The 22,803-nt window shown below is 32.1% G+C and carries 21 protein-coding genes; 9 read left to right on the forward strand and 12 right to left on the reverse strand.

Translation table 11 applies throughout. The features are described from left to right. Positions 1-84 precede the first annotated feature (84 nt). The 3 genes from B3792_RS07855 to B3792_RS07865 are packed head-to-tail and all read left to right on the forward strand — an operon-like array spanning position 85 to position 2,903. On the forward strand, positions 85-1,086 hold the full coding sequence (locus tag B3792_RS07855; protein WP_114998363.1) for an isoaspartyl peptidase/L-asparaginase family protein: 1,002 nt from the start codon (positions 85-87) through the stop codon (positions 1,084-1,086). Beyond that, entirely contained in the window at positions 1,083-1,760 is a 678-nt protein-coding gene (locus tag B3792_RS07860; RefSeq protein WP_221854122.1) for a copper homeostasis protein CutC, read from the forward strand. The genes B3792_RS07855 and B3792_RS07860 overlap by 4 nt, the downstream gene beginning before the upstream one ends. Positions 1,761-1,778: 18 nt before the next feature. After that, the gene (locus tag B3792_RS07865; RefSeq protein ID WP_221854121.1) at positions 1,779-2,903 is read left to right on the forward strand and encodes an ATP-binding protein; all 1,125 of its coding nucleotides are present in this window, start codon (positions 1,779-1,781) and stop codon (positions 2,901-2,903) included. A 55-nt stretch (positions 2,904-2,958) separates the two neighbouring features. Here B3792_RS07865 and B3792_RS07870 read toward each other — a convergent pair whose 3' ends face one another. Beyond that, entirely contained in the window at positions 2,959-3,213 is a 255-nt protein-coding gene (locus tag B3792_RS07870) for a hypothetical protein (RefSeq protein WP_038334756.1), read from the reverse strand. A gap of 331 nt (positions 3,214-3,544) precedes the next feature. Here B3792_RS07870 and serS point away from each other — a divergent pair, with 331 nt between their 5' ends. Next, positions 3,545-4,813, forward strand: coding sequence for a serine--tRNA ligase (gene serS / locus B3792_RS07875; protein ID WP_038334750.1), 1,269 nt, complete (start codon positions 3,545-3,547; stop codon positions 4,811-4,813). 68 nt (positions 4,814-4,881) lie between these two features. Here the strand turns inward: serS and rfbD are convergent, their stop codons facing one another. From rfbD to B3792_RS07915, 8 genes are all read right to left on the reverse strand, one after another. After that, positions 4,882-5,736: a dTDP-4-dehydrorhamnose reductase gene (gene rfbD, locus B3792_RS07880; protein WP_038334743.1), complete on the reverse strand. Its 855-nt coding sequence runs from the start codon at positions 5,734-5,736 to the stop codon at positions 4,882-4,884. Positions 5,737-5,790: 54 nt separating this feature from the next. Continuing rightward, entirely contained in the window at positions 5,791-6,306 is a 516-nt protein-coding gene (locus tag B3792_RS07885) for an OmpH family outer membrane protein (RefSeq protein ID WP_114998374.1), read from the reverse strand. A 26-nt stretch (positions 6,307-6,332) separates the two neighbouring features. Continuing rightward, positions 6,333-6,920 carry an OmpH family outer membrane protein gene (locus tag B3792_RS07890; RefSeq protein WP_286495463.1) on the reverse strand — a complete coding sequence of 196 codons (588 nt, stop codon included), beginning with the start codon at positions 6,918-6,920 and terminating at the stop codon, positions 6,333-6,335. Positions 6,921-6,981: 61 nt separating this feature from the next. Beyond that, complete coding sequence (gene bamA, locus B3792_RS07895; protein WP_291046219.1) at positions 6,982-9,504, reverse strand: outer membrane protein assembly factor BamA; 2,523 nt, start codon at positions 9,502-9,504, stop codon at positions 6,982-6,984. Positions 9,505-9,524: 20 nt separating this feature from the next. Then, entirely contained in the window at positions 9,525-10,268 is a 744-nt protein-coding gene (locus B3792_RS07900) for an isoprenyl transferase (protein ID WP_291069309.1), read from the reverse strand. Between the two features lie 11 nt (positions 10,269-10,279). Next, on the reverse strand, positions 10,280-11,053 hold the full coding sequence (locus B3792_RS07905) for a DUF6089 family protein (RefSeq protein WP_221854116.1): 774 nt from the start codon (positions 11,051-11,053) through the stop codon (positions 10,280-10,282). A gap of 118 nt (positions 11,054-11,171) precedes the next feature. Further along, positions 11,172-12,056, reverse strand: a complete 885-nt coding sequence (locus B3792_RS07910) for an NAD kinase (RefSeq protein WP_280049239.1) — start codon at positions 12,054-12,056, stop codon at positions 11,172-11,174. Beyond that, a complete protein-coding gene (locus tag B3792_RS07915) occupies positions 12,056-12,712 on the reverse strand; it encodes an HPP family protein (RefSeq protein WP_291069305.1) in 657 nt (218 codons plus the stop codon). The genes B3792_RS07910 and B3792_RS07915 overlap by 1 nt, the downstream gene beginning before the upstream one ends. A gap of 243 nt (positions 12,713-12,955) precedes the next feature. Here B3792_RS07915 and B3792_RS07920 point away from each other — a divergent pair, with 243 nt between their 5' ends. Genes B3792_RS07920 through B3792_RS07930 form a run of 3 tightly spaced genes read left to right on the forward strand, consistent with a single transcriptional unit; the run spans position 12,956 to position 15,777 of the window. Continuing rightward, positions 12,956-13,873, forward strand: a complete 918-nt coding sequence (locus B3792_RS07920; protein ID WP_280049240.1) for a mevalonate kinase family protein — start codon at positions 12,956-12,958, stop codon at positions 13,871-13,873. Positions 13,874-13,898: 25 nt separating this feature from the next. After that, complete coding sequence (locus tag B3792_RS07925) at positions 13,899-14,822, forward strand: UbiA family prenyltransferase (RefSeq protein WP_114998383.1); 924 nt, start codon at positions 13,899-13,901, stop codon at positions 14,820-14,822. A 10-nt stretch (positions 14,823-14,832) separates the two neighbouring features. Beyond that, positions 14,833-15,777 carry a pseudouridine synthase gene (locus tag B3792_RS07930; RefSeq protein WP_038334708.1) on the forward strand — a complete coding sequence of 315 codons (945 nt, stop codon included), beginning with the start codon at positions 14,833-14,835 and terminating at the stop codon, positions 15,775-15,777. Positions 15,778-15,831: 54 nt separating this feature from the next. On the opposite strand, the gene B3792_RS07935 is transcribed toward B3792_RS07930, so the two are convergent. The 3 genes from B3792_RS07935 to rluF all read right to left on the reverse strand — a co-directional run bounded on the left by B3792_RS07935 (position 15,832) and on the right by rluF (position 20,112). Continuing rightward, positions 15,832-16,554, reverse strand: a complete 723-nt coding sequence (locus B3792_RS07935; RefSeq protein WP_114998385.1) for a GLPGLI family protein — start codon at positions 16,552-16,554, stop codon at positions 15,832-15,834. A gap of 84 nt (positions 16,555-16,638) precedes the next feature. Beyond that, positions 16,639-19,083, reverse strand: a complete 2,445-nt coding sequence (locus B3792_RS07940; RefSeq protein WP_291046205.1) for an alpha/beta hydrolase family protein — start codon at positions 19,081-19,083, stop codon at positions 16,639-16,641. Between the two features lie 114 nt (positions 19,084-19,197). Beyond that, positions 19,198-20,112, reverse strand: coding sequence for a 23S rRNA pseudouridine(2604) synthase RluF (gene rluF, locus B3792_RS07945; protein ID WP_291046203.1), 915 nt, complete (start codon positions 20,110-20,112; stop codon positions 19,198-19,200). A gap of 110 nt (positions 20,113-20,222) precedes the next feature. Here rluF and B3792_RS07950 point away from each other — a divergent pair, with 110 nt between their 5' ends. Continuing rightward, complete coding sequence (locus tag B3792_RS07950; RefSeq protein ID WP_038334703.1) at positions 20,223-20,570, forward strand: arsenate reductase family protein; 348 nt, start codon at positions 20,223-20,225, stop codon at positions 20,568-20,570. Positions 20,571-20,579: 9 nt separating this feature from the next. Further along, positions 20,580-22,718 (forward strand): S9 family peptidase, encoded by a 2,139-nt coding sequence (locus tag B3792_RS07955; RefSeq protein WP_291069307.1) that lies wholly within the window; start codon positions 20,580-20,582, stop codon positions 22,716-22,718. Positions 22,719-22,803 lie beyond the last annotated feature (85 nt).

Consider the following 22,803-nt stretch of genomic DNA (forward strand, 5'->3'; position numbering starts at 1 on the left):
TTTAGTGTTTTGATTGACAGAAATTCTGTTATACAATAATATGGATTATATTTGTTTTAACACAATTTAGAAATCGATTAACACATGAGTAATAGAAGAAATTTCATAAAAAATCTTGGAGCTTTAGGCTTACTTTTAGGTACAACAAAACTTGATCTTAATGCGCAAACTACATCTAAAAGATCAACTACTTCAACAAAAATCAATAAACCAATTGTTCTTTCTACTTGGCGTTTTGGAATTGAAGCTAATGCCGAAGCTTGGAAAGTTTTAGGTAATAATGGAACAGCTTTAGATGCTGTAGAGCAAGGCGTAAAATTGGTCGAAGCTGATCCAAATGAACGAAGTGTTGGTTATGGTGGACGTCCTGATCGCGATGGAAAAGTAACTTTAGATGCATGTATTATGGACGATCAAGCAAATATTGGTTCTGTTGCTAGTTTAGAGTATATCAAACATCCAATTTCTGTTGCGCGAAAGGTAATGGAAGATACACCACACGTGATGTTAGTTGGAAATGGTGCACTTCAATTTGCGTTGGAAAAAGGCTTCAAAAAAGAGAATTTATTAACTGATGTTTCCGAAAAAGAGTGGAAAGAATGGTTGAAAGATACTAATTATCAGATGCCTATCAATATCGAAAATCATGATACAATTGGAATGATTGCCTTAGATTCCTATGGAAATCTTTCTGGAGCTTGTACTACGAGCGGAATGGCGTACAAAATGCACGGACGTGTTGGTGATTCACCAATTATCGGCGCAGGTTTATATGTTGATAACGAAATTGGTGCAGCAACCGCTACTGGTCATGGTGAAGAAGTGATTCGTATTGCGGGAAGTCATTTGGTTGTGGAGTTGATGCGTCAAGGTTATTCGCCAGAAAATGCATGTAAGGAGGCTGTTCATCGAATCATTAAATTAACAAAATCGCGTAAAAAAGATTTATCGGCGATTCAAGTTGGTTTTATTGCAATTAACAAACAAGGCGAATATGGTTCATATTGTATTCATCCTGGCTTTAACTTTGCGGTTTATGATGAAACTGGAAATCGTTTAATTGACGGAAAATCTATTACAAAATGAAAAAAATAGAAATTGCTTGCTTTAATTTAGAATCAGCTTTAGTTGCAGCAAAATCAAATGCAGATAGAATCGAGTTATGTGCTGATGTTTCAACAGGCGGAATTACACCTAGTTTTGAAGATATCAAAACATTAAGAAAAGAAACAGATAAAGAAATTATGGTGATGATTCGCCCTCGTGATGGAGACTTTTGTTATTCTGATGAAGAATTTGAACAAATGAAATCTGAAATCATCATGATTAAAAATTTTAGAATTGATGGTTTTGTTTTTGGAATTTTGAATGAAGATAACGAAATCGATTTTGAACGAAATCATGAATTAATTGAACTTGCAAAACCTTTTCCTTGTACTTTTCATCGCGCTTTTGACAGAACTTCTGATGCCGAAAATTCACTTCAAATCGTGATTGATTTAGGATTCAAAACTATTTTAACTTCTGGTTTAGATAGTAATGTTTATGATGGAAAACGTGAATTAAAAAACCTTGTTAAAAAAGCAGAAAATCAAATCACAATTATGCCTGGAGGTGGTTTGCGCTCAACAAATATTGAAGAAATTGATTCATATACAAACGCTACTTACTTTCATTCATCAGCGATGATTGATGATTCTGGAATTGCTAATTTAGAAGAAATCAATCGATTAAAAAGTATGATAAATTCTGAAAAATAAAAATAGTAACTTTGGACTATGCTTTGGGAAAATATAATTGGACAACAGGAGATTAAAAACAAGCTTCAACAATCTATAAAAGATGGTCGTATAAGTCATGCTCAGCTTTTTTCTGGTCCAGAAGGTTCGGGAACTTTGGCTTTGGCAATTGCTTATGCACGTGAAGTTTTGTGTGGTTTGAATAACGAACAATGCAATCTGAAAGTTGATAAATTACAACATCCCGATTTACATTTTTCTTTTCCTTATTCAGCAACAGAAAGTGTAAAAAAGCCACTTGCTAAGTATTTATTAAACGATTGGCGAACTTTTGTAGACGAAAATGTCTATGGAAATTTAACGGATTGGATGTCTCATCTTGGTATTGAGAAAAAACAAGGCGTTATTCCTGTTGATGAAGCGGATGAAATCGTCAAAACATTAGCGCTAAATAGTTACGAAGGAGGCTATAAAATCATGATTATTTGGCAAGCTGAGGAAATGACTACTGCAGCTGCAAATAAATTGTTGAAAATAATTGAAGAACCGCCTCAAAAAACACTTTTTTTATTGGTAACAGAACGTGAAGATTTGATTCTACAAACTATTACTTCTCGTTGTCAATTGGTTAAAATTCCTCGTTTATCGCAATCGGATATAAAGAATTATCTAATTGAGAAGAAAAATATTAATCCAGAAAAAGCGCAACATATCGCTTTTTTATCGCAAGGAAATGTACGAGAAGCGTTGCATCAATTGAATGATGACGAACATTTATTCGATAAGTATTTTGTGACTTGGGTTCGAAAAGCCTTTATGGCAGCCAAAACGCCAACCGTTTTAAAAGATTTGATTGATTGGTCGAATCAAATTGCAAGTTGGTCGAGAAGTGAACAAAAAGATTTTTTGAATTATTGTTCAGAGATTTTTCGTCAAGCTTTGTTAAAAACGTATCAATCTGATGATTTAGTTTTTTTACAAATTAATGCAGAAGGTTTTAAATGGCAAGGTTTTGCGCCTTTTATACATGGAGCTAATATCGAAGATATTTTAAATGAAATTAATGAAGCGTCGTATCATATCGAGCGAAATGGTAATTCTAAAATTATACTTTTAGATTTATCTATCAAGTTAACTCGCTATTTACATCGAAAAACAGCATAAAAAAACCACTTATCTAATAAGTGGTTTCTTTATATGATCTGAATGTTATTTCAAATTATTTTGCTGGAGCTTCAGTAGCTGGAGCTACTTCCTTAGCTGCACCTTCAACTTTAGTTGCTAAAGAATCAGTTTTTTCTACTAAAGAATCAGTTTTAGCTGCTAAAGAATCAGTTTGAGCTGCTAAAGAGTCAGTTTGAGTTGCTAAAGAGTCAGTTGTATTTTCTACTGCTTCTTCTGCTTTTTTCTCACCACAAGATACTGCTCCTAAAGATAAAGCTGCTACTGCAACTACTGCGAAAAATTTTTTCATTGTTTTATTGTTTTAATTATTAATAATTTTCGATTAATTTTCTTTGACAAATGTATTTCGAAACGTAAACAACAGCATGTAAAATCAATGTAATATAATTGTATTAATCAATTCTCAATAAATAAAATTTAAACTATTGATTTTTAATCAATTATAAATAGTTTTACAATTTTTGAATATTTTTTGTAAAAAACATTGTGTCAATTATTTATCTAATGAAGACAGTTAAATTTAAAAATTAATTGATTTTGATTAATTTTTGATCCTAAATCATTTAATCTTTATTCTAAAAAATTAATTATTTATACATTTGTATAAATTTAATAAAAGTATGCTAGTAGTTTCTTACATTCAAGAAAACAAAGATCGTGTAATTGAAGGACTTAAAAAACGTAACTTCAAACAATTAGATCTTGTTGATGAAGTTTTAAATGTGGATGAACTTCGTCGTAAAACACAATTTGAATTAGATAATGTATTAGCTGAATCCAACAAATTAGCAAAAGAAATTGGTAATTTGTTTAAAGATGGAAGATCGGAAGAGGCTAATGAATTAAAAAACAAAACGGTTGATTTAAAAACTCAATCAAAAGAGTTACAAGATTTATTATCGTCTTACGAAACATCCGTTAAAGATATTTTGTATCAAATCCCGAATATTCCGAACGAAATCGTAAAAGCAGGAAAAGATGCTGATGATAATGAAATCGTTTTTGAACACGGAGATGCAACTGCAAAACCAAACAATTTGCCACACTGGGAAGTTGCTAAGAAATTTAACATCATTGATTTTGAATTAGGTGTTAAAATTACCGGAGCTGGTTTCCCTGTTTACAAAGGAAAAGGTGCTCGTTTGCAACGTGCTTTAACACAATTTTTCTTAGATAAAAATTCTGATGCTGGCTATACAGAAATTGTTCCTCCCTTCGTTGTGAATGAGGCTTCTGGTTATGGAACTGGACAGTTACCAGACAAAGAAGGACAAATGTATTATATTGGAGAAGATGATTTGTACTTGATTCCTACTGCGGAAGTTCCTGTGACGAATATTTACCGTGATACAATTGTAAAAGCAGAAGATTTACCAATTACGTTGACTGCATATTCACCATGTTTCCGTCGTGAAGCGGGTTCTTATGGAAAAGATGTTAGAGGATTAAATCGTTTACACCAATTTGAGAAAGTTGAGATTGTACGTATCGAAAAACCAGAAAATTCTTACGCTGCTTTAGACGGAATGATTGAGCACGTAAAAGGAATTTTAGAAGATTTAGAATTACCATACCGTATTTTAAGACTTTGTGGTGGTGATACAGGATTTACATCTGCAATTACATACGATTTTGAAGTTTTCTCTGAAGCGCAAGAAAAATGGTTAGAAGTTTCATCTGTATCTAATTTTGAGACTTTCCAAGCGAATCGTTTGAAATTACGTTACAAAGATGAAAACGGAACTCAATTAGCACATAGTTTAAATGGTTCTGCTTTGGCTTTACCACGTATTTTAGCCTCAATTTTAGAGAATCACCAACAAGCTGATGGAACAGTAAAAATTCCGAAAGCGTTGCAACCTTATACTCGTTTTGAGATTTTAGATTAATCAATAATCTGTCAGATAAATAAAAGCTCGAGAATTTCTCGAGCTTTTTTATGTTATTAAAATTGAAACTAAATCAGGTGTTTCAATTCTTTTTTCAAACTATCTTCCCAAGTCGGAATATCAAATTGATAAACTTCTTTTATTTTCGATTTATCCAATAAACTATACGCAGGACGTTTCGCTTTTGTCGGATAAGCTGAAGTTGGAACAGGATTAATTTCGATTGTTGAATTAGACAATTCTTTAATTTTTTGCGCAAATTCAAACCAAGAACATTTTCCTTCATTCGAATAATTAAAAATTCCATAGGTTAAATCATCTTTCAAAATAATCGTTAAGATTACATCAGCCAAATCAATTGCATTTGTTGGCGAACCAATTTGATCTGCTACAACAGAGATCGAATCTTTGTCATTAAACAACCTAAGCATCGTTTTAACGAAATTATTTCCAAATCGAGAATAAACCCAAGCTGTGCGTAAAATAATCGTTTTAGAATTGTTTTCTAATGCTAAATTTTCGCCATCTAATTTTGTTTGACCATACACCCCTATAGGATTTGTTTGATCTGTTTCTAGACGAGGTTGAGCTTCAGTTCCATCAAATACATAATCTGTCGAAACGTGAATAAAAGGAATTCCTTTTTGATTCGTGATTTTTGCTAAAAATTCTGTTGCTTTTGCGTTTACTAAATAAGCATTCTCTTGATCATCTTCAGCTTTATCAACCGCTGTATAAGCTGCACAATTGACAACAAAATCGAATGATTTATCTTCGAAATAATGATTAATTAATTCTTCATTCGTAATATCTAATTCATTTCGAGTGACAAAAAAACATTCAATTTCCTTGTAGTTTTTTGATTGCTCTAAAATCGATTGACCTAACTGACCATTCGCTCCGGTAACTAAAATTCTTTTCATATATAAAAAAAGCCACTAAAATAGTGGCTTGAAGGTATTATTAATATCTTAAAATTATAATCCTAATTCTTTTTTAACGTCATTTAATAAGTCGTATCCTCCAGCTTTGTAAACTAAAACACCTGCAGGTAAAACATATTTAACTCCTTTTTTTGCAGCAGCAGCATTAATTGCATCCATTACTCTTTTCTCGATTGGATCCATTAAAGCTTTCTCTTTTGCTTGCATTTCATCTTGAGCAGCTTTTGCATACGTTTCGTATTTCTTTTGCATTTCTTGCTCTTTCTCTTGGTATTTGTTCGCTGCAATTAATTTTTGAGCCTCTTCTTGAGATTTACCAGCTAAATCTTTTTGAGCAGTTTCCATAAAAGTTTTATAGTCTGCTTGTAATTTTGCGATAGCATCTTCGTGTTTTTTACCTAATGCTTGTAAATCAGCCTCTGCTTTTTTGTAAGCTGGCATTGATTCAATTACTGCTTGCGTATCAATATGTGCAATTTCTTGAGCGAAAGATAAAACGCTTCCGAAAACCATCATTGTAAATACTGCTATCAATCTAATTTGTTTCATTTCTAGTCTAATTTGTTTTTTAAAATTTATTTTCTTGTTTTATTGCTACTATTACTAGTTTTATTATTTCCAGAAGTTGATGTTTTTGAATTATTTGGTTTCAACTCTGGTCTTAAAGTCATTAATACTTCTCTACTTATGTCAAACTTTGGATCTGTATAAATCATGATTAAATCACTTCCTTTATCAAATACAAAACCATATCCTCTTTTATCTGCAACTTCTTTTGTCGCATTATAAATTTGATCTTGTAAAGGCTTTACCATTGATCTTCTCAGATTAACTAAATCACCATTTGGTCCATAACGTTTATCTTGCAAAATTCTTACAGCCGCTACTTCATCAGCTAGCTTTTTCTCTTGCTCTTTCACCTGTTCTGCCGTTAATAAAATCTTTTCGGCTTCGAATTCGGCTTGTAATTTAGCTAAATTTTCTTGTTTTTGCTCAATTTCTTTTTGCCAAGACTCTGTTTGAGATTTTAATTTGTTTTGAGACGATGTATATTCTGGTAAATTTTCTAAAATATACTGACTGTCTACATAACAAAATCTTTGCGCAAAAGAGAAACTTGCTAATCCAAAGAACAACGCTATAAAACTAATCCATTTTTTCATATTTGTGGTGTGTTAATTCTAAAATTATGCCAAAATGTTCTAAGCAAATTTATTCAATTTATTAGAATTGTTGTCCAATAATAAAGTGAGTTTGCCATCCTGAGCGTTCTGTTTGTCCAAATCCTTTATCAAATCCATATCCGAAATCGAATCCTAATAAACCAAATGCTGGCATGTAAATACGAACACCTGCCCCTGCAGAACGTTTTAATTCAAACGGTTTAAATTCACTTGTATTGTTCCAAACGTTACCTCCTTCCGCAAAAGTTAATGCATAAATTTTAGCTGTTTGGCTCATTGTGATTGGATAACGCAATTCTAATGAATATTTATTATAAATCGTACCACCTCCTTCTGGCGTAATATCTCCTGTTTGTCCACCAGAATTTGTTGCATCTTCGTAACCTCTTAATGAAATAATCTCACGTCCATCGAAACGATTTTGTGTAAGACCTGTTCCTCCTAAGTAAAAACGTTCGAAAGGAATTGTTCCAATTTTACGGTTATATGTTCCTAAAACTCCAAACTCTCCACCGGCTTTTAAAACTAATTTACCAGTTAATTCTTTGTAGAAATATGCTTTAGCTTTGAATTTATAATATTCTAACCATTTGAATTTTTCTACATCAGACATGTTTGTATAGTCTTTGTTATTAAAAGCTGAATAAGGAAATGTTGTCGTAAACGATAAACTAATTTCTGATCCTGATTGTGGGAAAATAGGGTCTGGTCCAGCAGAATTACGTGTTAAACCTAATGTGTAGTTTAAGTTGTTTGACGAACCATTTTCATATTGCATATTACCAACAGACATCGCATAATTATCGAAGTTATATAACTGATAAGAAATTGAGTTTGATAAACGGAAATAATCATCTGGCCAAGTTAATAACTTAGTTAACCCAACTGAAGCTCCTAAGATATCCAATTTCGCTTTTTCTCCATAATTATCACGGTAATCATATTGCGAATAATAAAAAGACGTTGATAAAGCTGTAGGGCGTTTTCCTCCAATCCAAGGTTCAACAAATGATAAACTATAATTTTTATATCCGTTACCAGCTTGTGCTCTTAATGATAATTGTTGTCCATCTCCCATTGGAATTGGTTTCCAAGCTTTTTTATTGAAAAAATTCTTTAATGAGAAATTCCCGAAAGTTAATCCTAATGTACCAATGAAAGTCCCTGCACCATATCCTCCTTGTAATTCTACTTGAGAAGATGATTTTGGCGCAACTTTCCACTCCACATCAACTGTATTATTATCTTGATTTGGTTGAATATCTGGAACTATTTGCGTTGGTTCTAAGTATCCCAAAGAAGCTAACTCCATCATCGTACGCTTAATGTCCGATTTAGAGAATAAATCTCCTGGTTTAGTTCTTAACTCACGGTATAAAATATGATCGTGTGCTTCTGTATTACCGTTAATCGTTACTTTATTAAGTGTAGCTTGTGTACCTTCGAAAACTTTAATTTCAAGATCGATTGTATCATTTTTTACACTTTTTTCTACAGGAATAGCACGAGCAAACAAATACCCTCTATCCATATATAACGTAGAAATATCATCGTCTTTTTCTGATCCAGAAATCTTTTTGTTGATACCTACTGCGTCATAATGATCTCCTGTTTTGTAACCAAAAATTCGCTGTAACTGTTCAGAAGTATAAATTGAGTTTCCAGAAAACGTTACATCTCCTAAGAAATATGGTTTTCCTTCGTTAACTTTAATTTTAACTAATAAGTTTTTATCATCAACTTTTTCGATGTTGTATGACTCAACTTTAGCATCTCTAAAACCAACAGATTTATACTCATCAACCAAAGTTTTTAAATCTTCCTGGAATTTTTCAGGAATCATTTTAGATGACTTGAAAATATTGATAGATTTCTGTTTGGTATTTTTCATCCCTTTTTTACGTAAACGAGCAGCAGTTAAGTTTTCATTTCCTTCGAAAATGATTTTCTTAATCTTTACACGCTCTCCACGATTCACATTTAATGTAATGTTTTCTTCGTCTTCTTTACCAACAATTGGCTGACGTTCTACATTAATTGTTGTGTTAGGATAACCTTTTCCAGTATAATAATCTTTGATTTTATTATTTGTCGTATTGATTAAACTTTGTGTAATCTTAACACCTGGATTTAATTTATTTTGTTTGATTAAATCTTCGCGTTGCGATTTTTTCACACCGTTAATCTTAATTTCTCCTAAACTAGGAACTGAAACCAAGGCAAGCTCTAATGTTACTTCGTTACCTTCTATTTTATCTACATACAAGTCGATGTCAGAGAAAATATTAGATCTCCATAATTTTTTTACAGCATTATTTACCTTCGTACCTGGTAATTCTATCTCTTCACCGATAGCAAAACCTGCATAACGGATAATTTGATTCTTAGAATATTTAGAGTCACCTGTTACAACGATATCTTTCAATTTGAAAGTTCGTGCATTGGTATAATCTAAGACAAAATTATCTTGTTGTGTTGAATCAATGGTTTTCGTAGAATCTACGACTTGCGCTTGTGCCATGTAAGCTCCAAGCATACACATTGTCCAAAAAATTTTCTTCATAATCCTCTATTTCAGTTCGATTAGTTCGTTAGTTGCTCGCTTATCTTACCAAATCTACGTTCTCTGTTTTGGTAACTTAAAATTGCTTTATAAAATTCTTCCTCGTTAAAATCAGGCCACAAAACCTCTGTAAAATATAATTCTGCGTAAGCAATTTGCCACAACAAGAAATTACTAATTCTGGTTTCGCCACTTGTTCTAATCATAAGATCTACCATAGGTAAATCGTGTGTATATAAGTTTTGATGAACTAATTCTTCATTAAAATCATTGTCGGATATTTCTCCGTCTTTATATTTTTGCGCAATAGATTTCATCGCGTGTAATAGTTCTTCTTTCGAACCATAACTTAATGCTAATGTCAAAACACAAGCTGTGTTGTCTTTCGTTTTTTCTATTGCTTGAGTCAAATCTTTGAATGCTTTTTTTGGTAATTTTGATAAATCTCCAATCACATTCAAGCGAACTCCATTTTTGTGTAATTCATTTATTTCGTCCTTAATTGCAGAACTTAATAAAGTCATTAAAACATTGACTTCTAATTTTGGACGGTTCCAATTTTCAGTAGAAAATGCGTAAAGTGTAAGATGTTTTATACCTAATTTTCGACAAGTTTCGATTGAAGATCGTACAGCTCCCAAAGCACTTTTGTGACCAAAAGTTCTTTCTTTACCGTTCTTCTTAGCCCATCTTCCATTACCATCCATAATGATTGCAACGTGATTAGGTATATTATTTTTATCTATTTGTTCTACTAAACTAATTTCCATTCTTTTTAATCACAATAACAAGCAGGTCGACCAAAACTGTACGTTAAGGAAATTCCTGTTAAAACATACCAATCTTTGTTTGATGTGTTTCCATATATACGTTTATCATATTCAGATTGAGACAAAGTACCTGTTTCTACAGCATCTACAAAATTTTGAGTAAATTTTCCAGTGTTATAATCTAAATAATCAACATTTGTATATCGAACACCTGTCTCAAAAGATAAAATCCAATTGTAATTGAATCTTACTTTATATCCAACTCCAAAAGGAATTGTTAAATCGGTATTATATTTTGTTTTTTCGATAATTACGTTGTTTGTTCCATCGTAATCATATTCTTTTCCTTTTGCAGAAAAAGCTCCAACTCCTACAAAAATATAAGGTGATTGCGCTTTTTCTTGATCATCATTGATGTTAAAGAAATTATACTCAAACATCAAAGATCCTTCTACAATATTATTTCGAAAATTTTTATTTCTTTTTAATTTATAATATTCTTTCGAACGATGATCACTTGCTCCAACTTTTGAATAAGATATATTTGCTCTAAAACCCATTTGTGGATTTATATTAAAACGATATAATCCTCCTATTGAAATTGGTAAATATATTTTACCTCCTGCTTCAGTTTTAGTAGGAAATGGATTGATATAACTGGCTTTACCAACATCTCCAATCACATTTGCTCCACCAGCAAAAATTCCGAGTTCATGTCTTTGCGCAAAAGTTAATTGCGAAAAACATAATATAAAAACAAACAAAAATAATCTCCTCATAAGTTGTGTTATTTTTTCGGCTTTTGCTTTTTATCTTCTTTTAAATTCGAACAAATATAAACAAAAGTCAATTCAACGTAACTGATTTAACAAAAATTAAGAAGTTTTATTGTAAATTTTAATTCCTTTTATCTGAACCCCAAAGCATTTTTTCTCTCAAAGTTGTGAAATAAGTCGCGTCAATAGCTTCAACGATTAAGATTTTGAAGTCAGCTTTTTGTATTGTCAATTCGACGTCAGTTGTTAAAGGAAAGTTACGAGAATCTAACGAAAGGAAATATTCATTAGCTCTACTGCGTATTTTTAAGTCAATTTTTTCGTTTTCTGACACAACTAATGGACGCACATTTAGATTATGTGGCGCAACAGGTGTAATGACAAAATTTTGATTAGACGGATGAACAATTGGTCCACCACAACTTAACGAATATCCTGTAGAACCTGTTGGCGTAGAAATAATCAAACCATCAGACCAAAAAGAATTTAAAAATTCATTGTTTAAATAAGCATCAACCGTAATCATACTCGTTGTTTCACGGCGAACTACAGTCACTTCGTTAATCGCAAAATTATTTTCAATTTCTACACCATCACTTCTTTTAACGGTTAATAAAGTTCGTGGAATAATGTTATAATCATCATTGAAAAAACTATCCATTTGCTCCAATAACACACTTTTATTAATTGTTGCTAAAAAGCCTAAACGTCCCGTATTTACACCAATAATTGGAATATTAGAATCCCTAACAATTGTAGTTGCTGATAAAATTGTTCCGTCTCCACCAAAACTGAATAAGAATTTAACCGATTTGTCTAAATCATCATGAGAAGTATAGGTTTCTACATTATCAGTATCAAAATCAGTTGTTTCTTTTAAGATTTGAAGAAAATTTTGCTCAACACAAAAAGCAATTTCGTTCTGAATTAAATAATTAATAAATGGTGGAATAATATCCGTTAAAGACGTACTTGTTTTTTGTCCAAAAAGTGCAACTTTTATCATTAGGTATTCATGTATTTTAACAATTGTGCATAACGACTTTGCAGAAGTTCTTGTTTTTCGTCGTTATAAAATTTTTGAATCACTTGATATCCATATCGCTCAAATGTTTCACCAATTGTTAACAAGTTTGATGAACTAAATTTCAGCAAAACATAAACGCTATCTTCTTTATTTCCAACAATCATCATTCCCAATATTTTTCCGTTATTCACTTCTATAATATTAGAAATCGCCGTCATCGACAAGTCTTTTTCCGCAATCGAAACTAACATCGAAACGCCTTGTGCAGCGACAAAAGGGAAATTTGCAAACGTGTTGATAATATCCGTTTCCGTAATAAAACCAACATAACGCAATTGTTCATTAATAATCGGTAAGATATTCGCCTGATTCGTATACATCATCTGAATTGCATCTAAAAGCGTACTCGATTCAGAAAGATAAAAACTCTCCAAATACGGAGTATAATCTACTTTTTCATCATCAATTGATAATTCAATCAAATCTTCTTCCGAGATATTTCCAACAAAATCCAACCCTTTAAACAAAGGTAAATGCGTCAATTTATTCTCTTGCACAACTTCTAAAAGCTGACTTGGAGAAGAATTAACTTTCCCTGGTTTTATCTCATTCGATAGATATTCGGTGATATACATGGCACAAATTTATATATTTTAATACATTAATTCTCTATTTTTAATGCTAATTCGGTTAAAATCATTGATTATTAATTGAAATTTAACCAATTTATTCTAAATTATTTAGTCAAAATATATTCCAAAAACTACTATTAATCAAAAAATAATGTGATTTACAATTTTTTAAAACAAAACTCTTCCTCAAATTAAAAAAAGAATGGCTTAAATTTTGTAACTTTGCAGTACCAATTTTAGCATTGAATGAAGAACCCATTATTTTATGCCAAAATCTTACTTTTTGGCGAATATGGAATTATTGAAAACTCGAAAGGATTAACAATTCCTTATAATTTTTACCAAGGTGCATTAAAATTTGAGCCTTCTGAAATTGCAGAAGAGTCAAATGCTCACTTGAAAAATTATGCGAAATTTTTAGAAGAGAATTTTGCAGATACTTTTGATACAAAATCTTTTTCGGAAGATGTTGCAAACGGAATGTACTTCGATTCTAACATTCCTCAAGGATATGGTGTAGGTAGTTCTGGCGCTTTGGTTGCAGCTATTTATGACAAATATGCCTTGAATAAAATTGATATCAATCAAAATCTAAACAAAGAAAAAATTAGCAAATTAAAAGCTCTTTTCGGAAATTTAGAATCTCATTTTCATGGAAAAAGTTCTGGAATTGATCCTTTGATTTGTTACATGAATATTCCTTTATTAATTCAATCAAAAGATGATATCTCGACAATTGGTTTACCTTCTGCAAACGTAGACGGAAAAGGAGCTGTTTTCTTAATCAATTCGGGTACACCAGGAGAAACGGCGCCAATGATTCATATTTTCTTCGAAAAAATGAAAAAAGAGGGTTTTCGTAAAACATTGAAAGAAGAATTTATTAAATACAACAACGCATGTATCGAAAACTTTGTGAAAGGTGAATACAATCCACTTTTTTCAAATCTTCAAAAATTGTCAGCTTGGGGTTATGAGCATTTCAGACCAATGATTCCTCAAAAACTGGTGAATGCATGGAAAACTGGAATTGATACAGATACGTATTACCTAAAACTTTGTGGTTCTGGCGGAGGCGGTTATGTTCTTGGTTTTACACAAGATTATGACAAAGCGAAAAGCTACTTAAAAGACTTCCAGACCGAAGTTATTTACAAATTCTAAAAAATAATTTATAAAAATATAATCAATGAACGTTCAGAAAATAATCTTAAAAGTTTTTGCATTATTTTCTGTTGTTCGTGGCTATAATTTAATTGTGTTAATATTGGCACAATACCTTGCTGCACTTTTTATTTTTGCGCCAGAAGTTGGTCATCGTCAATTGTTGACAAATCCAAAGTTGGACGGGCTTATTCTTTGTTCGATACTTTGTGTGGCCGCGGGATATATCATCAATAATTTTTACGATTTAGAAAAAGACGAACTCAAACGTCCTTTACAAGTTTATCTTCAGAAACAAGTTTCGCAAGGTTTCAAACTAACTGTTTACATTGTTCTGAATGCTTTAGCATTGATTATTGCAGCCTTAATTTCGTGGAAGGTTTTCATTTTCTTTTTGATTTATCAATTTCTAGTTTGGTTTTATAGCCACAAAATCAATCGATTTGCATTGATCAAAAACTTTTATTTGGTTATTATTCGTGTCATGCCATTTTTCGCCTTATTGGTTTATTTTGATCATTTCACGTTCAATTTGGCTTTACATGCTACTTTTTTGAGTATTTTATTATTGATTACTGATATTGTAAAAGATTTGAGTTCTCAAAAAGCAGATTTGATTTATAATTATGATTCAATTCCAATCAAATATGGAATAGATTTTACAAAAGTTTTGATTTCATGTTTAATTATTACAGAATTAATCATTGGAATTATTATCATTATGAAAAATGATGTTGGCGCGATGAAGTACTTTTTTATTGCTGCGAATATCGCTTTCACAGTGATTTTATTTATCATTTGGAGAATAAAATCGACACAAGCATATAAGATTTTACATTATTTTTTTAAGGGAATGATTGTTGCGGGTGTATTTAGTATCGTATTAATCGAAATAAATCCCTTAACTTTGCAAACTATTGCGCAAAATTTTAATCAGCGCATAAATTAATCAAATTCAGATGAATAACAGACGAAATCAATCCAACGACAGAAATTCCCAAGGCGGGAACAATCGTGGAAAAGGTGGAGCAAGAGGAAATTCTTCTTCTAAACCATCTTCAGGGAAAGGAAAACCAACTTTTGGTGGAAAACCATCAGAAGAAGGAAAGAAAAGTTTTGGACCAAAGAAACCGTTTAACAAACCAGGTGAAAAACCATTTGTTAAAAGACTGAAAAAAGCACCAGTTGATGACGGGACTATTCGTTTAAATAAATATGTAGCGAATGCAGGGATTGCATCCAGAAGAGAGGCCGACGAGTTGATCAAAACTGGAATCGTTACAGTGAATGGTCAAGTGATTACTGAAATGGGTTATAAAGTACAACCCGATGATGAAGTTCGTTTCGATGGTCGTAAAATCTCTTCAGAGAAAAATGTATATTTTGTGTTGAATAAACCAAAAGGTTTTATTTCAACATCAAATGATGAAAAAGGACGTAAAACTGTGATGGACTTAATGTCTACAGCAACTACAGCGAGAATTTTCCCAGTAGGACGCTTGGATAGACAAACAACAGGAGTTTTATTGTTTACAAATGATGGTTATTTAACTAAGAAATTAACACATCCAAGTCATGATATCAAAAAAATATATCACGTTACATTGGACAAAAAGTTAACAGCAAATGATTTGGCTGACATCAAAAAAGGTGTTCGTTTAATTCCTGAAGGAATTGCAGTTGTTGACGAAATTTCTTTTATTGAAGGTAGACCGAAAAATGAAGTTGGTGTAGAATTACATATTGGTTGGAACCGCGTTGTACGTCGTATTTTCGAAACAAAAGGATACGAAGTAGAAGCGTTAGACCGCGTTTCTTTTGCAGGACTTACAAAGAAAACTTTACAAAGAGGTGATTTTAGAAGATTAACGGAATTAGAAGTTAACTTCTTGAAAATGTTATAATACCTCAGCTATAAAATTTAAAAACCACTTCTAAAGAAGTGGTTTTTTTATGTTTTAATCTTTCGAAACCTTGTTATTATAAGCTTCCATCATCTTTTTATTTGCTTCTTTCACAAAATCATCTTTCTCAATTTGTGTCATTTTCTGACCTTTTGATGGAATTTTAATCACTTCGTTTTTAGATGCTTCTTTTATATTAATTGCTCTGAAAATCGTTTCATAACTTTCGTCTTTCATTGTTGTTACAGCTTTCAATTCTAAAATTAAACCTGGTAACCCATTGAAAAATATTGGTCCTCCTTTTGGTTGTAAAGTTGGCGCAAACCAAACTTCTATCTTAGAATCTTTGTATTCGGTTATTGCTTTTTTTACTTTAATTCCCAAAATTTCTTTTGATTCTCTACTAATTGTCCAAGTGTATTTAGGCAAATTATCTATTATTAAAATATTCTTGTTCACATAATTTCCTTCAATCTTATATTGTGAAGTTTTATAATCGATGTAAATATTATCATCAATTGTACTCATCGACATAGATGATTGATTTTGACTATTATCAATTCTTACAATTTCAGAAAAAAACGACTGATTTTCATTAAAAAGTAATTGATAGTATTTTGGTGTAGAATTGTTTTTATCTAATTCTGCCTTAAAAACAGGATCTTTTTCGTCAAAAAACATTTTATCATAGGTTTCATATTCTACTTTCCACAAATTTTGAGCAAATAGAAATGGAGAAAAAATCATTAGAAAGAAGAGTAAAGCTTTTAATTTCATAGTTGATTAATTATGAACTAAATATAATAATTATTTACAATAAAAAAGCGATTCAAAATTGAATCGCTTTTCTTATATTGAGAATTATTTCTTTTCAGAATTTTTTCCTTTGTTTTTCACATATTTCTCTAACCATTGATCTTGTTCCCACAACATGTGAAGAATATTTTCTCTGGCTGCATATCCGTGAGATTCTTTTGGTAATAAAACCAAACGAGTTGTCGCTCCCAAACCTTTCAATGCATTGAAATAGCGCTCAGATTGCATCGGGAAAGTTCCTGTATTATTATCTGCTTCACCATGAATTAACAACAATGGTGTTTTCATTTTATCTGCATTTTGGAAAGGCGCCATTGTGTTGTAAACATCTGGAGCTTCCCAATAATTACGTTGTTCAGATTGAAATCCAAAAGGCGTCAATGTACGGTTATAAGCACCTGAACGTGCGATACCTGCCGCAAATAAATTAGAATGCGTTAATAAATTTGCTGTCATAAATGCGCCATAAGAATGTCCACCAACCGCAACTCTTTCACGATCGATAAAACCTAATTTATCCACCGCATCAATCGCAGCTTTTGCATTGGCAACCAATTGAGGAACGAACGTATCATTTGGCTCCTCTTTTCCTTCTCCAATAATTGGGAAAGCCGCATCATCTAAGACCGCATATCCTCTCAATGCCCAATAAATAGGACCTCCGTAAGAAGGAGAAGTAAATTTATTTTCAGAAGTTGTAACCTGACCAGCCGTAGATGCATCTTTGAACTCACGAGGGTAAGCCCACATTAACATTGGCAACTTTTCCTTTTTCGTTTTATCGTAATTTGGCGGCAAATATAAAGTTCCTGATAATTCTACACCATCAGCACGTTTGTACGTAATTAATTCTTTCGAAATTTTGTTCATTGCCTCAAAAGGATTTTTTGTAAACGTTACTTGTTTTGGCTTTCCTCCTTTCTGAAAAATATTACGAACATATAAATTTGGATAATCTGTTTTCGATTGAATCTGTTCTAAAATGATCCCTTTCTTCGGATCGATAACTCGAGCAATCGCTTCTAGTTTATCTGATTTCTGTGCTCTCCATAAACGAGAAGTTTTTTGCGTTTTGATATCAAAATCATCTACAAAAGGTAAGATTCCTTCCGCAGAAACTCCTTCTCCAACTAACATCAATTTTCCTTTGTTAATTGCTAAAACATTGTAACCATAATCATTCATTTCAGTTACAAAACTTCCAGGATTATTGTAAGCATCTTGCGAGTTTCTACTAAAAAAGCGTATCGGTTCTTGATTTGGATTTGACGGATTGAACAAATAACTACTTTCGTTACGTGTATTATACCAAGCATCTCTCACAATCGCAACCTCATCATTCCCCCAAGTCACTCCTCTATAGCGATCTTTTACTTTTACCAACAACTCTTTATTCGCTGTAAATGGCGCCGTTACTTGATAAAGCGCATCGCGATATTCCGCAGGCTTGTTTGCATCACCACCATCTAAAGCCTCAACCCAATATAAAGTATTTGGTTTATCTGCTCTCCAATTCAAACCTCTTTTTCCCATAATCGTAGAAGAAAATCCTTTCGGAACAACTTCTTGTAACTCTTTATGATCAACTTCTTTTATTAATTTTCCGTTGATATCATACACAATATTGGTTGAAGGAAAACTATTGTACGTTACTAAATATGAAAAAGGTTTTTTGATTTCGTTCACCAAAACATATTGTCCATCTGGAGAAGTCGAAATATCTGTGTACATCGCAGCGTCTTTCCATTTCGATTTTGCACCTGTTTCGATATTTACTTTTACTAATTCAGAAATTGCTAATTGTTCGAAGTTAAACTCATCATTTTTATTTTGTAATAAATCTTGATAGGTTCTGTTTTGCGCTTCTTTTCCGTCAGCAACAGAAACTGTAGGTCCAGTCGCAATTGCGTCTTTTGTATCAATCAAAGCTTTTTTGGAAGCTGGAATTACATTCACAATTAATTCTGTATCTGAAATCCAATTGAAAGGACGACCTAAGTTTGCGTTTAATTTATCTTCATAAACTTTTGTTGCAGCTTGCGTTTTTACGTCAACAATCCACAATTCTACACCTTTATTTGTTGTATTTGTAACGGCAAATTTCGATTGAGAAGTGTTCCAAGATTGATTAGAAAAACGACCTTTTGCAGGTAAACCAGCTATCGTTTTTTCTTTTGAAGTTTTCAGATCAAAATAAGTAATTTTCTCACTGAATGTTTCACGTGAATTAATATTTGTAACTGGATTAATTCGTAATCCTGCTAAACGTAATTCTTTTTCTGACAATTCATTAATCGTTTTATAACGACTTCTATAAGACAAAAATGCATTTTCTGCCTTGCGATCTGTACTAATTGAGGGTGGCATATCCGCGTCTGCCAATTGTAAAATTTCTTGCGGAGGCAATTGATAAGTAACATTTTCTTGCGCTTTTACCGACGCACCAAAAGTCATCGCTATAAAAAGCAACGAGTAAACAATTTTCTTCATGTGTTTTTAAGATTTTACTTTATAAAGATATTGAATCTTTGGTAAAATGACATGATAGAAGTTAGTTTTGACTAAAATGTATAAAAAAAGACGAAAAATATTCGTCTTTTGATTTTATCTTCTTTTACCAAATTTACCTCCTTTCGTATTTGTAGGTGGTTTACTTTTTCCTACTCTGGCTTGAGTTGTTGATTTTTTTACTGACTTTTTAATTGATTTTCCTTTCGAATCTTTAAAATCTGGAGAAATTTCTTTTGTTTTTTTCGCTGATGATTTTTTTGATTTTGAAGCTGGTTTCTTTTCTTCGTGTTTTTCCGAATCTTTCGTCAAGCGATTGATTTCTGCTAATTCTTCTACTGTTAAATCTCGGTGTTGACCAATTCCAACATTCAACGTTAGATTCATAATTCGAACACGTTCTAATTTTTTTACACCATATCCAAAATATTCGCACATACGGCGAATCTGTCTATTCAAACCTTGGATTAATGTAATTTTGAAAACATTTGTACTTATTTTTTCGATCTTACATTTCTTCGTAACCTGATTAAGAATCGGAACACCTTTCGACATTCGTTCGCAAAATTCATCCGTAATTGGTTTATCAACGGTTACAATGTATTCTTTTTCGTGATTATTTCCAGCACGTAAAATCTTATTCACAATATCACCATCGCTTGTCAATAAAATCAATCCTTGCGAATCTTTATCTAAACGACCAATCGGAAAAATTCGTTCTCCAAACGAAAGAAAATCGATAATATTATCTGGATCTGTAGGATCTGTTGTACACGTAACGCCCACAGGTTTATTCAGCATAATATAAACCGCATGCTCCTTTTCGCGCGGTTCTATTTCGACACCTTTTACAGTCACCACATCATTTGGTCCTACAAATTGCCCAATTTTAGCAACTCGTCCATTAATTTGTACCAAACGATTTTCGATGTATTGATCTGCTTCACGACGCGAACAAAAACCACTATCGCTAATATATTTGTTTAAACGCAAAAAATTAGTTTCTTCCATACTTGCAAAGATAGTTTTTTATCGATTTGAAATATATTTTGACAAAATTCTTTATCATTCTGCAAAACGATGAAACTTATTTATCTTTACAAAACCAAAGATTTTGAGAAATGAAAAAAATATTTTTTTTGAAAACTTGCGATACGTGCAAACGTATTATGAAAGAGTTTGATTTTACAGGTTTTGATTTGCATGAAATAAAATCGACTGCGATAACAGCAGAAGAATTAGAAGAAATGAAGAATTTAGCTGGCAACTACGAAGCTCTATTTTCACGTCGTGCACAGAATTACAAAAAATTAGGATTGAAAGATCAACAGCTTTCTGAAGATGATATCAAAAATTATATTTTATCAGATTATACTTTCCTAAAACGTCCTGTCGTGGTAGATGGAGACAAAATTTTTATTGGGAATGAAAAGAAAAACTTAGAAGCACTTGGGCAATATTTGAAATAGAAATCACACATGAAAAAAACAATTTTATTGACTACACTTTTAATGAGCGCTAGTTTAATTGCTCAGAAAAAGAATGTCACAATGGAAGATGCTGTACTTGGATTATCGACGAATTTACGTATCGAAAATCTAAATCAAGTTCAATGGATTCCGAATCAAAATGCGTACACGCAAAATGTAAAAACATCATACGGAGAAGCTTTAATCAAGAAAGTAGTTCCATCTCTTAAAACTGATACAATTTTTAGAAGTTCTCAATTTGAGAATAAAAGAATTCCTTCTTTGAATTGGATCAATGATAAGCAAGCTTATTTTTCTACAAAAACAGGTTACAAAACAATTACAACTGCTGGTCAACAAAACGATTGGTTGAAATTACCTGAAAATGCAGAAAATATAGAATTTGACGCGACGAATAATCAAGTTGGATATGTAATTGACAACAATTTATTTTTTGTTGATAAATCTGGAAAAACACATCAAATTACCAAAGACGGAAAATATGAAATCGTGAATGGAAAATCGGTTCATCAAAATGAGTTTGGGATTCACAAAGGAATTTTCATCTCTCCAAAAGGGAATTTAGTTGCATTTTATAGAATGGATCAAACAGCGGTTACAGATTATCCAATTATCGATTGGTCTGTACAACCTGCTGTAAACAAAAATATCAAATATCCGTTTGCTGGAACAAAAAATCATACGGTTACGTTAGGTGTTTATAATCCAACCACTCAAAAAACGACTTTCTTAGAAACTCACCCAGAAGTAGATCATTATTTAACTTCGGTTACGTGGTCGCCAGACGAAAAACATATTTATATTGCTTTACTTTCTCGTAATCAAAAGCACATGGAATTGAATCAATATGATGCAGTTTCAGGGAAATTGATTAAAACATTATTCAAAGAAGATGATACAAAATATGTAGAACCTCAAAATGAATTACATTTTATTCCAGGAAAAAATAACGAGTTTGTTTGGTGGTCGCAACGCGATGGTTTTATGCATTTGTACCGATTCAATACGGAAGGAAAATTATTGAACCAAATCACAAAAGGAGATTGGATTGTAACGGATCTTGTTGGAGAAAATGCGAAGAAAAAAGAATTCTTAATCATGACAACAAAAGATTCTCCGAAAGATCGTCATTTATATGCGGTGAATTGGGAGAATGGAAAATTGCGTAAAATAACAACTGATGCTGGAACGCACAATGTTTCGGTTTCAACGAACGGAGAATATGCAATTGATAATTGGAGTAATGATAACACGCCTCGTAAAATTGATGTATTGGATGCAAACGGAAAATTCAAACAAAATATCTTAACTGCTCAAAATCCTTTGGCAAATTACAATACAGCGAAAGTTGAAAATGTAACGTTAAAAGCAGATGATGGAACAGATTTGTATGGAAAATTAATCTATCCAACAAACTTTGATTCTTCGAAAAAATATCCCGTTATCGTTTATTTATACAATGGTCCTCACGCGCAATTAATCACAAATCGTTTTCCTGCAACAGGAAATCTTTGGTACGATCATTTAGCGGAAAAAGGTTATGTTGTATTTACAATGGACGGACGCGGATCGGCGAATAGAGGTCTTAAATTTGAACAAGCGATTCACGGAAATGTAGCAACTACAGAAATGAATGACCAAATGAAAGGTGTTGATTTCTTGAAAACTTTGCCTTTCGTAGATGCGGAACGCATGGGAATTCATGGTTGGTCTTATGGTGGATTTATGACTACTTCTTTTATGTTACGTAAGCCTGATGTTTTCAAAGTTGGTGTTGCTGGTGGACCAGTTTTAGATTGGACACAATACGAAATTATGTACACAGAACGTTACATGGAATCGCCACAAGATAATCCTGAAGGTTTCAAAAACACGAATTTAATTAACCGTGTAAAAGACTTAAAAGGTAAATTATTGATGATTCACGGAGCGCAAGATAATGTGGTTGTTTGGCAACATTCGATTGATTTTATTCGCGAAGCAGTGAAAAATGGTATGCAAATGGATTATTTTGTTTATCCTGGACATGAGCATAATGTTCGTGGAAAAGATCGCGTTCATTTGATGCAAAAAATTACAGATTACTTCGATTTATATCTTAAACCAGAAGGTACATCTCAAAAATAATAGTCAACAAAAAACCACTTCTTATGAAGTGGTTTTTTATATTTTATGATGTGATGCTAAAACGGGTTCCTTTAGATTTGAAAAT

This window comes from Empedobacter sp. UBA5924, from assembly GCF_002431085.1.
Classification (GTDB): domain Bacteria; phylum Bacteroidota; class Bacteroidia; order Flavobacteriales; family Weeksellaceae; genus Empedobacter; species Empedobacter falsenii_B.